Annotated in this window: 11 protein-coding genes; 5 read left to right on the top strand and 6 right to left on the bottom strand. The window is 43.5% G+C overall.

Annotated features, from left to right (window positions below; all coding sequences use genetic code 11):
- Window positions 1–88 precede the first annotated feature (88 nt).
- The 3 genes from HUW51_RS14645 (at window position 89) to HUW51_RS14655 (ending at window position 4208) form a co-directional block, all read left to right on the top strand.
- On the top strand, window positions 89–3097 hold the full coding sequence (locus HUW51_RS14645; RefSeq protein WP_185270383.1) for a glycoside hydrolase family 3 N-terminal domain-containing protein: 3009 nt from the start codon (window positions 89–91) through the stop codon (window positions 3095–3097).
- Between the two features lie 249 nt (window positions 3098–3346).
- Window positions 3347–3541 carry a hypothetical protein gene (locus HUW51_RS14650; protein WP_185270384.1) on the top strand — a complete coding sequence of 65 codons (195 nt, stop codon included), beginning with the start codon at window positions 3347–3349 and terminating at the stop codon, window positions 3539–3541.
- A 271-nt stretch (window positions 3542–3812) separates the two neighbouring features.
- Complete coding sequence (locus tag HUW51_RS14655) at window positions 3813–4208, top strand: hypothetical protein (RefSeq protein ID WP_185270385.1); 396 nt, start codon at window positions 3813–3815, stop codon at window positions 4206–4208.
- A 129-nt stretch (window positions 4209–4337) separates the two neighbouring features.
- Here the strand turns inward: HUW51_RS14655 and HUW51_RS14660 are convergent, their stop codons facing one another.
- The gene (locus tag HUW51_RS14660) at window positions 4338–4553 is read right to left on the bottom strand and encodes a hypothetical protein (protein WP_185270386.1); all 216 of its coding nucleotides are present in this window, start codon (window positions 4551–4553) and stop codon (window positions 4338–4340) included.
- A 440-nt stretch (window positions 4554–4993) separates the two neighbouring features.
- On the opposite strand from HUW51_RS14660, the gene HUW51_RS14665 reads away from it, so the two are divergent.
- On the top strand, window positions 4994–5398 hold the full coding sequence (locus tag HUW51_RS14665; RefSeq protein WP_228466648.1) for a cupin domain-containing protein: 405 nt from the start codon (window positions 4994–4996) through the stop codon (window positions 5396–5398).
- Between the two features lie 6 nt (window positions 5399–5404).
- Here the strand turns inward: HUW51_RS14665 and HUW51_RS14670 are convergent, their stop codons facing one another.
- From HUW51_RS14670 to HUW51_RS14685, 4 genes are all read right to left on the bottom strand, one after another.
- A complete protein-coding gene (locus HUW51_RS14670; RefSeq protein WP_185270387.1) occupies window positions 5405–6142 on the bottom strand; it encodes a hypothetical protein in 738 nt (245 codons plus the stop codon).
- A 199-nt stretch (window positions 6143–6341) separates the two neighbouring features.
- A complete protein-coding gene (locus HUW51_RS14675) occupies window positions 6342–6743 on the bottom strand; it encodes a GntR family transcriptional regulator (protein WP_185270388.1) in 402 nt (133 codons plus the stop codon).
- Window positions 6744–6757: 14 nt separating this feature from the next.
- Window positions 6758–7534, bottom strand: a complete 777-nt coding sequence (locus HUW51_RS14680) for a hypothetical protein (RefSeq protein WP_185270389.1) — start codon at window positions 7532–7534, stop codon at window positions 6758–6760.
- The gene (locus HUW51_RS14685) at window positions 7518–8372 is read right to left on the bottom strand and encodes an ABC transporter ATP-binding protein (protein ID WP_185270390.1); all 855 of its coding nucleotides are present in this window, start codon (window positions 8370–8372) and stop codon (window positions 7518–7520) included. The genes HUW51_RS14680 and HUW51_RS14685 overlap by 17 nt, the downstream gene beginning before the upstream one ends.
- Before the next feature lie 290 nt (window positions 8373–8662).
- Between HUW51_RS14685 and HUW51_RS14690 the strand changes: the two genes are divergently transcribed.
- Complete coding sequence (locus HUW51_RS14690) at window positions 8663–11605, top strand: FAD-binding and (Fe-S)-binding domain-containing protein (protein ID WP_185270391.1); 2943 nt, start codon at window positions 8663–8665, stop codon at window positions 11603–11605.
- A 414-nt stretch (window positions 11606–12019) separates the two neighbouring features.
- Here the strand turns inward: HUW51_RS14690 and HUW51_RS14695 are convergent, their stop codons facing one another.
- Window positions 12020–12454 (bottom strand): DUF5675 family protein, encoded by a 435-nt coding sequence (locus HUW51_RS14695; RefSeq protein WP_185270392.1) that lies wholly within the window; start codon window positions 12452–12454, stop codon window positions 12020–12022.
- Window positions 12455–12761: the final 307 nt, after the last annotated feature.

Below are 12761 nucleotides of genomic sequence, written 5' to 3' on the forward strand. Positions count from 1 at the left end.
TTTTGGAATAAAGGTTTCGGGCGGTGCATGATAACCGCCTAGCTTATTTTTTTAAAAATCCTGTAAGTAGACTTAATTGGTACCCAACTTGAAAGTTTGTAAAATCACCCTGGTTTTTATTCTGTTTGCTACGTTTACTGCCTTCGCGCAAAAAGCTAAAAAAAGTAAAATTCCTGCGCCGGTTAAACCCGAAATAGTGGTGCCCCCTGCCTTTTTGCAAACCAATCAGCGTTGGGTCGATTCGGTGTTTGCCACTCTAAGCCCAGACGAACGCATAGCCCAGATGTTCATGATTGCGGCTTACTCGAACCGGAGCCGGGCTTTCGAAGATTCTATCGCTAATGTTATTTCGCAGTATAAAGTAGGCGGATTAATCTTTTTTCAGGGTGGACCGGTGCGCCAGGCTAAACTCACTAATCGTTACCAGAGCTTAGCTAAAGTGCCTTTGCTTATTGCCATGGACGCGGAATACGGCATTGGCATGCGCCTGGATAGTACCACCCGGTTCCCGTACCAAATGAGCAGTGGGGGCCTGGAAGATGAAAAGCTCATCTACGAAATGGGGAAAGAAGTGGCTACTCAATTTAAACGCTTGGGAATGCACGTAAATTTTGCCCCTGTAATAGACGTAAATAACAACGCCGACAACCCGGTAATTAACTTCCGGTCGTTTGGCGAGAACAAGAAAAACGTAACTCGCAAAGGCATTGCCTACATGAAAGGCATGCAGGACCACGGAATTATGGCTTGCGCCAAGCATTTCCCAGGCCACGGCGATACCGACGTAGATTCGCACTTAGCTCTACCACAGATTTACTACAACCGCCGCCGCTTAGATTCCTTGGAATTGTACCCGTTCCGGGAGCTGATGAAAGAAGGTTTAGGCTCGGTAATGGTGGCTCACCTAAATATTCCGGCCCTGGATACTACCAGTAATCTGCCATCTACCTTATCGAAACCTATTGTAACCGGTTTATTAAAGGAAGAGTTAAATTTTAAAGGTTTGGTTTTTACCGACGCTATGAACATGAAGGGCGTAACGAAGTTTTTCCCGGACGGGCAAGCTGATTTACGAGCTGTATTGGCCGGCAACGATGTTATTGAGTTTTCCGAGAATATTGGGTTAGCCATTAAGTTGGTAAAAGAAGCTATTGTACAGAAGCAAATTTCGCAATCCGATATTGATGCCCGGGTCCGGAAAATTCTGGCGGCTAAATACTGGGCCGGTTTAAACCACTACCAACCCGTAAATTTAAAAAACCTGTACCAGGATTTAAATAACGGTAATGCCGAGTACATTAACCGCAAGTTATCGGAGCTATCGGTTACGGTGGTGCGCAATGTGAATAATACTTTGCCTATCCGGAGCCTGGATACTTTAAAAATTGCTGCCTTAGCCATTGGCGTTGATACTGAAACTGCTTTTCAGCGCATGTTGGCGCGTTATGCCCCGGTGCAAAAGTTTTATTTACCCGCCAATGCCAGCATCGATTATTTACAAAATTTAAAAAATAAGCTGCAAGGCTATGATTTAATCATTGCGGGCGCCCACGACTTAGGTGTGCGGCCAGCCAATAATTACGGGGTATCTCCGGAAACCATTGTATTTATAAAAGAATTGGCTAAGGGCAAAAAAACAATTTTAAGTGTGTTTGGCAATGCGTATTCCCTGGCTAAATTTCAGGATTTAGAAAAACTAAACGCGGTGATAATGAGCTACCAGGAGTCGGTGAATGCCCAGGAAGTAGCCGCCGAAGTAATTTTTGGAGGAGCCAGCGCCAGCGGCAAATTGCCCGTAACCGTTACCCGTACTTACAAAGCTACTTATGGTTTGCCCACGCACGGTGGGCTGCGCTTTAAATACTCGTCGCCGGAAGACGTAGGTTTAAGTTCCAGCATATTCAGCCGCATCGATTCGCTGGTAAATGTGGCCATTCAGGCCAAAGCTATTCCGGGCGCCCAGGTGCTGGTAGCTAAAGGCGGCAACGTTATTTACCAGAAAGCTTTTGGCTATCACACCTACGACAACAAAACCCCGGTAACCAACACCGACCTGTACGACCTGGCTTCGCTGACTAAAATATCTACTTCTTTGGCGGCTTTAATGAAACTGCAGGACGAAGGTAAATTTGATTTTAACAAAAAAGTAGGCGATTACTTGCCGGAGTTTAAAGGCTCGAACAAAGAAAATTTAAATTTTAAAGATATTCTCACGCACCAGGCCCGCTTAACGCCTTTTATTCAGTTCTGGAAAGAAACCATGAAAAAGAACGGCAAATTTAAGTGGGGTACTTTTAAAGCCGATTCATCGGCCCGTTTCCCGGATAAAGTTGCCCAAAATTTGTACATGCACCGCAATTACCATAAAAAAATGTACAAAAAAATCCGGAACTCTCCTTTAAACGAAAAGCCCGGTTACGTGTATTCTGATTTATCTTTTATTCTGTACCCCGTAATTGTGGAACGGCTGACCGGGATGAAGTTTGAAGAATATTTAAAAGAAAATTTTTACCGGCCGCTCGGAGCTACGTCTTTAACTTTTAATCCGGAAAAACATTTTCCTAAGAGCCAGATTGTACCTACCGAATACGATTCGCTGTTCCGAAAACAATTGCTGCACGGCACCGTGCACGACGAAGGCGCGGCTATGCTGGGCGGTGTATCGGGGCATGCGGGCTTATTTGGCAACGCCAACGATTTAGCTAAGTTAATGCAAATGTATCTGCAAAAAGGCCAGTCGGGTAACCGGCGGTATATTTCCGAAGCCACCATGAACACCTATACCAGTTGCCAGTTTTGCCCCACCAACCGCCGGGCTTTGGGCTTCGACCGGATTAACTCGCCGTACATTGAAAACGGCAATGCCGCCCGAAGCGCCAGCCCCGAAAGTTTTGGCCACAGTGGCTTTACCGGTACTTTCACCTGGATTGATCCGAAATATGAACTGGTGTACGTGTTCTTGTCGAACAGAGTAAATCCGACGCGGAATAACAGCAAGCTCTACGACTTAAACACCCGCACCCAAATACAACAGGTAATTTACGATGCCATAGAAGCCGCCGAAAAAAACAAACCAAAAGCTTTGGGTAGTAAATAAACCGGATAAATAAGTTAGCTGGGTCGGTTAAAATTTTAAAAAAAGAAATTTTTAAAATTTTAACCGACCCAGTATTTTAATGAAGAATACAATCTGATTTTCCGACCGGATTTAACCCGAAACCGTTTCACATTTTAAAAACTTTACTGGTTTGTTCCGCAGAATTATCTTCCGGAGGTATCCATCTGTAAAATAGTACGTAGGTAGTAGGTATACTAAGTTTGTTCATTTACATTAACTTAACTCCATATGCTAACTACCGTTGTTATTATAGCCGTTATCATCGCTGTTATTATTGGTGTATTTACTGTGAGAAGTAAAGCCAAAAGCGATCCCAATTCTTCTGCCAATTCAGCGCGCCCAGATGCCCCTCCGGGATATAATGCGCGCGCCAACGATCCGGAAGTAAGAGGCGCCGGTGCCGATCCTACCAGAGGAAGGTAATTTTTTAAAATAAAAGAAGCAGGCACTTACCTCGGGGCAAACCGTTTGAGTAAGTGCCTGCTTTTTTGTCTCTTTTCAGGAAGCTAAGCTAATAGTTAATTCTGCTGCGATAAGTTGCTGGGCTACAGGATAAAACCCGTTTAATAGAATAGTATATTTCCACTAAAAAGATTATCATATAAGTTGAATTTTTATAATAACGTTACCCCTTAATAGCAGAACTTAGCCTAAAAGGTACATCATTGTTGCTGATTTTTTCGTAGAAGCCAGTATGAGCGAGTTGGAAAAATCTAAGGCAAATAAACTCTCCGGTTCCGATAAGGTGTACCGGGATATCGTGGAAAAGCTACAAGCCACTTTTAAAAAATACGATTATATCCCCGAAATTGCAGCTTGTAATCAGAACTGCCAACTGGTAATTGGCCAGGGCAATTCTAAAGACGAACAAACCGAATATTTATTACAGATTGTGATGTGTCTGTTGCAAACCGTACCCAATTCGCCGTTCGTGGAAGAGCTGTTTAACAACTTTTTAAAAGACTACATTCACTTTGTAAATCCGGAGCATATCTACCATTTAGCCGAGTATTATCTTACCGACGATTTTATTCTGAAACATAAAAGCGAGTGGCTGCAGGATCAAACCCCTAAAATCCGGTACATCTAAAAAGAAAACAGGCACATCTACTTGGTAGGTGTGCCTGTTTTTAAGATTGTAAATTGTGTAAATAAACTAAGCTACATTGGTTTGGGTAACTTACTGCTCAAAATTTTAAAATTTTGGCCGCTTGCTTCTTTAAGGTCGGGTATTTATGATCCGGAAGGCTTCGGCCCGGGTAATTTCGCGTTCAAAAATAATATTTTCGTTATTATCAGCTATTACCAGGCTGTATCGTTCCTGGGCATCATAAAAAATAAACATGGTAATTTCTTCGTAAACTCTACTGAAAATTTTGTGAGCTTCCCGAAATAAACCATACAATTCGAGTTTTAAATAATTTAATCGTTTCATTTTTATTAACCACCAAAGCTTACCAACTTCTTGTAATTCTACAAATAAGTATACTCTTTTTGGGGTTAAAAGTTATATAAATTACTTTGGAAACAATTGATAATTACGGTGTTTTGTGCAAGTAATATGATTTAAGTTATAAATGTGTTAAACAAAACAGCCGGAATTTTAAAAATTTTATTTATTCATTCAGCCTTATTTCACGGCCTTATAGCTATAAAATAAGCGAATAACCTTTGGTTTAAGCTAAAAGATAAATTAAATGGATCAGCCCGCACTTAAATTTGCTTTAAACTTGCTTTTACCTGAGAAGTAAGTATATTTCCCGGAGCTTTATTATAGAATAATTTAAATAAAAAGCACCAATTAAAAGCCCGTGCTTAGCCCGGTTGCTCAATTTAAATGGTATTTATTTGTAAGAAAAATTAACGCATAAACTCATGAATAGCAGCGATCCGCTTTTGGCGCCCATGGTTGGCGCGGAGCACCGCCTGGTTGGCGGCGTACAACTCGATTACATGCAAACCGGCGCCGCCCGGGTAAAACGGGTAATTTACCCGCCAGGCTTTAAGTGGTCCGTGGATTTAAAGCCGATTATTGGTACCGAGTTGTGCATGCACGCGCACGCCGGCTTTTTAGCCAAAGGGCAATTGCGTATCCAGTACGCCGATGGGTTTGTGGAAGATTTTATTGCCCCGCAAATTGTAAGTATTGAACCAGGCCACGATGGGTGGGTGGTAGGTGAGGAACCAGCCGTGCTTATTGAATTTGATTTTCAAGGAGAAACGGTGCAACATCTGCAAATTCCGCAGGTTCATTCTGCTGATCAGGCGCCCTTAGCCTAATAGATTTTATTGAGCCAAAATACCCAGCGCCGATCCGGAGAAAGTAGCCCGGGCGCTATCCGAAAAGTGGTATTGCCGTTTCGGGATGTTTAGGTTTTCTACAATTAATTCGCTTTTGTTTCGTATGTCCAGGTTGGCTTCTTGAATTTGATTGGTTTTATCCAGGTTTAAGTAGGCTGTACTCCCGGTACTTAAACCCACCACCGCCTCTAAACGGTTTAGCTTATTGCCAGAAAGTTTTACGGTAGTGCCTTTATCTTGCTGTAAATTTAAGCTAGGTTGCTCAAAACCTTCTACGGTTACGGTGCTGTTGTTCCAGGATTTAGTAGAAATTACCTTTTTGCCGTTTTGCATAAAAAAAGCGTTGGTTTTAAGATTAGCTAAATTCGGGCAAGTAATTACAATTAAATCGCCGTAAGGCTGCATTTGCGGCTCTTTGGGGTAAGCTAAATCTACCTGTAAAAGCTTGCCGTTTTGAGTAAAAGAGAGGTACTCCTTGGTGTACTTATGTACTTGTACTTTGTAGTCGCCCGCCTTAATTTTTACGTTCAGTTCGCTGGCCGGATTTATCGCTATCTGGTCAAAATTCCGGTAATTGAGGGTAACAAAGTTGCGGTAGGGGTCTTTATAAGTGCCTTTGTTGTATTCTGTTTTTAAAGCCATGTTATAGGCTACCAAAGAACCCAGTAAAATTAAACCGGCAGTAAGCAGCAATATGGTGCTTGTTTTAAAATGCTGTAACATGATTATAACAATTTCTAGTTTAAGTAAATAAGTTTAAGTACTTGCTTTTATATTGCCAGCGTGCGTATGTATCGTACCATCAGGCAAAATTTTAAAATTTTAGTTTTTGAAGCAGCTTAATTTTAATCTTTAAAACTACTTGTAAACAGAAGAGCCATAGCCCAGCATAAAGTCGCAGCTTTTACGCAAAATTGTGCGGTTACTCGGCACTTTTACCATTGCCGTTCACGGCTTTAAATTGATTCGCCTTAAAGCTTTCGTATCGTAGTTGCACTTCTTCCAGGCTAATGTCCAGCAAGTATATGGTCCGGAAAAACTCCGGTAATTCTTGTTGCAGAAAACGCTCTTTGCGGTAATTTTTAATTTTTTTATCGCTGGCCGGGGCCACAAAAAAGCCAATACCTCTTTTGTTATAAATAATTTCCTGGTTTTGCAAAAACTCGTAGGTACGCATCACAGTATTGGGGTTTACTTGTAATTCGCCGGCTAAATCTCTTACCGAAGGGATTTTATCTTCCGAAAGCCACTTGCCCAAGAGTATGTTTTCGCTCACGTAAGTGGCTATTTGCAGGTAAATCGCTTCGTTATCTTTAAATTCCATAATCTTCTCCTCTCTTAAACTTGCTTTTCTTTTAGCCCAAAATAGGCAGTCACCCAAAAAATTACGGCCAGCACTAGGGGTAGTAGCCGGGTAAGCAGCTTATTGCTTTCGGGGAGTTCTACATAGTAATATTGATTTTTATCGTGAAAGCCTATATTATCGAAGGGTATGGCTACTGCTAAATCACGATTAAATAACAGCTCCAGACCGTGGTAATTCAATAAAAGCAGCAGGGCCATTACCACGAAAAAAGTAAAAGCACTTTTAATAAATTGTAATTTTTGAAAAAACACCGAACCCCAGAGCGCAAAGCCATGAATAAAGGCGAACGCTATAAAAGATAAGTACACCATATTATCCGAAGAAAATAAAGAAATTAATTTAACCGGTACGTTCCCTGGATTGTCTAGTGTCATTACTAAAAAGGCAACCAAGTAAAAGCTGGCAGTAAAAACCACTAAAAATAGCGGCAAAGAATAGAGCCAGGCTACCAGGTATTTTTCTAAGTGACTGGCAGGTAAGGTAAGCGCTGCCATGGCTTTTTTCTTATCGCCCAGATGCGCTAAAACCGTACTGGTGAAGATGCTGCCAGCCCCTAATAAGCCAAATACAAACAGCAAAGTTTGTTCCTCCTGGTTGATGGGGTAAGATTGCAGGTAAGCTAAAAAACCAAGAATCAAGGTCATCCCGCCGATGAGTACGGCGGTAGCCATTAAATACCATCTAATGTGTTCGGCGGTATGCTTAGCAAATAAGCGGCTAAAGCGGGTAAAACTAAAATGATTGTTCATATACCGGTTTATTTAATAGTTGCGTGATATTTTGATTGCCGCTAATAATAGCGTTGAATAATAATTCCAGGTCTACTTTGCTGTAGCTACCGGTGGTATTGGGCAAAATAGCTTGCTTGCCCCGCACCGAGTCTTCGGCGTAAATAACAGATTGGGATACGGAACCGGTTAAGGTGGTAAAAGTAAGCTGCTCGGCAATGCGATCCAGTTCCTGGTTCACCACAATTTCCTGGTTATGTAAAATCAAGATAGTATCAATCAAGCTGTCCAGGTCGCGCACTTGGTGGGTAGATATTACCATGCACCGGTCTTCGGTTAATGCCGAGGCCATTATTTTCCGGAATTGTACTTTGGAAGGTATGTCCAGACCGTTGGTAGGTTCGTCCATGATCAGGTAGCGGGTGTTGGAGGCCAGCCCAAAAGCAATCATAAATTTTTTTTGCTGCCCAAACGATAGCTTATCCAGGATTATGCCGGTGGGTACATCAAATTCCTGCAGGTATTTAAAAAAGGCCGTAGCGTTAAATTGCGGGTAAAAGCCAGCGGTACGCGCCAGAAATTGTTCGGCGGTTAAAGGTGGTACGTAAATTTCTTCCGGAATAAAATACAGTTCCTGCAACACTTGTGGTAAACGTTTAGCGGCAGATTGGCCGTTTATAAAGCAACTGCCAGATTTAGGATAAGCCAGCCCAACCATGTTCTTCAGCAGCGTAGATTTGCCGGCGCCGTTTTTCCCGAGCAAACCATAAATGTGGCCTTCCCGCAAGGTTAAATGTAGATTCTGAAAAAGCAGCGAGTGGCGCGAGTAGCCAAAACTTAAACCGTTAATCTGGATCATTGTGTTTGCGTTTTAGTGTATTAGTTAAATAGTACACTACAAAAGTAGATAAAGAAATCAGACTTCCAAATTTTTTAAAATTTTTATTTTCCATTTACAAGGTGCAGATAACGGGAACCAGAATTTAGCAGGATAGAGTAGCAATAGAAGGCATTCAGAAGTAGAAAATCAACGTTAGGCGAAGTACCTTTTAATTCTGTGGGAGCATTGCTGCGGCAATCAGATAATGTGTATTTTTGTAAGATGCCGGTTTAAAATACAGGCAAACAAATCAGAATACACTTTTACTTATGGCGGTTACCAACCTTTCGGAATTACAAAATGCTTTAACGGGAGAATTTTATTACCGCGAAACCGGCCTCGATAATGCCATGCGCTTGGTTTACGCTTCCGATGCTTCTATCTACCAGGAAAAGCCTTTAGCCGTGGCTCTACCCAAAGACGTAGCCGACATTAAAACTTTAATTGAATTTGCTGCCACCCACCAAGTTACGTTAATCCCCAGAGCCGCCGGTACCTCGCTGGCTGGTCAGGTGGTGGGTAAGGGAATTGTGGTAGATATCTCAAAGTATTTTGATCAGATTCTGGAAATTAACTCCACCGAAAAATGGGTGCGGGTGCAGCCCGGCGTTATCCGCGACGATTTAAATAAAAAGCTAAAACCTTTTGGGCTGATGTTCGGACCGGAAACGTCTACGGCGAGCCGGGCCATGGTGGGCGGTATGGTGGGCAATAATTCCTGCGGTTTGCACAGCATCCGCTGGGGCTCCACCCGCGACCACTTACTGGAAGCCAAAGTAGTATTAAGTAACGGCGAAGAAGCAGGTTTTAAAGCGCTCAGCGAACCAGAGATCGCCCAGGTGCAGCAGCAAGACAATCTGGAAGGTAAAATTTTTAAAAATTTATTAGGGTTGCTGCACAATCCCGAAAATCAAACTTTTATTCAACAGAATTTTCCGCATAAAAATATAACCCGCCGGAATTCCGGTTACGCCCTAGATGCTTTACTCGATACGGCACCGTTTTCCCCAAATCAACGACCTTTTAATTTGTGCCAGCTCATTGCCGGCTCCGAAGGTACGCTGTGTTTTTTAACCGAATTAAAATTGCAGCTAATGGAGCTGCCCCCACCTGAAAACGCTTTGCTGTGCATCCATTGCAACAGTGTGGGCGAATCGTTAGAAGCTAACCTGGTAGCCATGCGCCACGACGTATACGCCTCCGAGCTGGTAGATAAACGCATTCTGGATTTTACCCGGGATAATCTGAGCCAGCAGCCCAACCGGTTTTTCATTCAAGGCGATCCGCAGGCAATTTTAATGGTCGAGTTTTTTGCCGATACCCGCGAGCAATGCTTAATTATGGCCGAAGTCTTGATTCAAGAATTACAGCAAGCCGGTTTGGGTTACGCCTACCCGGTATTATTTGGGACTGATGCGGCTAAAGCTTGGGACGTGCGTAAAGGCGGTTTGGGTTTATTGCGCAACATGCCCGGCGACGAGCAACCTGTTAATTTAATTGAAGATTGCGCCGTAGCTATAGAAGATTTGCCCCAGTACGTCGCCGATTTAGATCAATTGCTGCACCGCCACGGATTAGTAGCTTCGTACTACGCCCACGCCGGCGCCGGGGAGCTACACGTTGAACCAATGCTAAATTTAAAAACAGCAGCGGGTAAAACGCTCTTCCGGCAAGTACTGGCCGAAACCGTGGATTTAGTTAAAAAATACAACGGTTCGCTCAGCGGGGAACACGGCGATGGCCGCTTACGCGGCGAATTTATTCCGCAAATTATGGGGCCGGAAGTATATGCGTTGTTCCGGCAAGTAAAACAAATATTTGATCCGCAGTTTATTTTTAACGCGGGTAAAATCGTGGATACGCCGCCCATGGATGAATTTCTACGCTACCAGCCCAATCAGGCAGACCCTAAGATTAACACCGTATTTAGTTTTGCCGGCCAAGGTAGTATTTTGCGTTTAGCCGAAAAATGTTCGGGTTCCGGGGATTGCCGCAAAACCCAACTTACCGGCGGAGTGATGTGCCCCAGCTACATGGCCACCCGCCAGGAAAAAGACACCACCCGCGCCCGCGCTAATATTCTGCGCCAGTTTTTAACCCAGGATGGCAACGTAAATGGCTTTAACCACCACGAGATAAAAGACGTAATGGATTTATGCATTAGCTGCAAAGGCTGCAAATCCGAGTGCCCCTCAGGAGTAGATATTGCCAAAATGAAGGCCGAATTTTTACAACATTACTACGATGCCAACGGCACACCCATACGCACCCGCCTGATTGGTAATTTCACCCGCCTGAACGCTTTGGCTGCCAAAATGCCTTGGGCGTACAACCGGGTAATGAACAACGGCTTAACCGGAAAGTGGGCCAAACAAATGGTTGGTTTTGCGCCGCAACGGTCGTTGCCGCCTCTCGCCAAAACCACTTTGCGAAGCTGGTACCGGCAATGGCGCAAAAATACACCGGCCGTAGCGGGCAGCCGGAAATTGTTTTTGTTTGCCGATGAGTTTACGAACTACAACGATGTAGAAATGGGCGTAAAAGCTGTGCAACTGCTCACCGCCCTGGGTTATGAGGTAATAATTCCGGAACACGTAGAAAGCGGCCGCACGTATTTATCGAAAGGTTTGGTGCGCGATGCCCAAAAAATTGCCATACGTAACGTAGAACTTTTGGGTAAAGTAGTAAGCAAAGAAATCCCGATTGTGGGACTGGAGCCCTCGGCCATTCTGACCTTAAAAGACGAATACCTGGATTTGGTGACGGATGCTTTGTTAACGCAAGCTACTATTTTGGCCCGGAACAGTTATTACCTGGATGACTTTCTGGCTGCGGAAGTTACTAAAGGACATATCCGGCCGGAGCAATTTACCACGCAAGCCCGCCAGATTAAGCTACACGGCCATTGCCACCAAAAAGCTTTATCTACTCAAGTAACCACGGCCGCTTTACTCAGTTTACCCCAGAACTACGAAGTAAGCATTATTCCATCGGGCTGTTGCGGTATGGCCGGTTCGTTTGGTTATGAAGCTGAGCATTACGATGTTTCCATGCAAATTGGCGAACTGGTTTTATTCCCCGCGGTTAGAGCGGCTGGTGCCGAAGAGTTGATAGCGGCGCCCGGTACGTCGTGTCGGCACCAGATCAAAGATGGCACCGCCCGGCACGCTTTACACCCCGTAGAAATATTATGGGATGCTTTGTTAAAGTAGAAGCTATTTCGTATTGAAGTTAAAAACAAAGCTGGTTATCCGGAGCAATCGCCTCATTGCCTACTTCTCCGCGAAAACCTGAATGCCGCTCTGTGCCGAAATATTGTAGAGTAAGTACTATCCCGCAACTTGTGCCAGTTGGTACACCCGATGTAGTGGATTTGATTCCTTATTTTGCAAATCTCCAATCTCCCGCCAGCTTGTAGCTGGTGGGTATTTATAAAGGGAAGTTTTCAACTTCTGGCCAGTTGAAAACTGGCCACTATAGACCGCTCCCTTTACACTGCGTGAAACTGGAAGCAGGTATATCGGTTAATTTTAGCCTAATTGTTCTGGAACCGAAAAAAGTAAAATTTTAAAAAATCAAATTGTTGATCTGGCCTATGATGCTAACCAATAATTAGCTAAAAGCCTTTAGGCTACAGCGGCGGTATCTTTCACAATTTCAATCCAGATTTTTTCTTTTTTCTCCACGGATTTTAGCAGGGCTACCAGGTTGTTTACTTTGCTGGCGCAGTTCCAGATTCTGTCCTGCATGTTGCTGTGTTCGCCAATTAAAATGCAACCCAACGAATCGTGGCAAGTGTTACCCCCGTGAATGCGAATACCTTCGAAGCACGGCACGTTGAGCAGTAGCGGTAAATATTTTTGAAAGTTATTGCTATAGCTCAGCACTACCGGATACGTACCGCTATCAATGGCCGTCTGGCTTCGCTGCTTGCGCTGGCAATTACCGTTTAAATTCCGGTCGGTATCTTCTAAAGTATAGGCAAAGAAATTTTTATCAATAAACATTTTGCCCAGGGTGGCGGTAGGCGTGTAAACCGAACGTACAACTTGAATGCGCATAAAAAATCAGTTTTATGTTTAACAAATTACCTTTTTACCGGGTAAGAAATAGACCCGAGGGTTGCGGTAAATTTCTTATCCGGTAAAAAGAATTTCAATACTGATTTTTGAGTATTTTGATGTAAATTCCTGTAAAACCAAGTTTTATCCTGATTGGAAAACTGATTTTTTGAAAATTTTAAATTCCGAAAACCTCCGGAACAAGTAAGGAAAGTAGCTGAAGATTAGCTCTTGGTGCCAGCAATTATCTGCTATTTGCTTCTTACCTTTAGCGGCTGCCAGGGGCTAAAATTAAAAACTACAGTTT

Origin of the sequence: Adhaeribacter swui (genome assembly GCF_014217805.1) — a bacterium.
Taxonomy (GTDB): Bacteria; Bacteroidota; Bacteroidia; order Cytophagales; family Hymenobacteraceae; genus Adhaeribacter; species Adhaeribacter swui.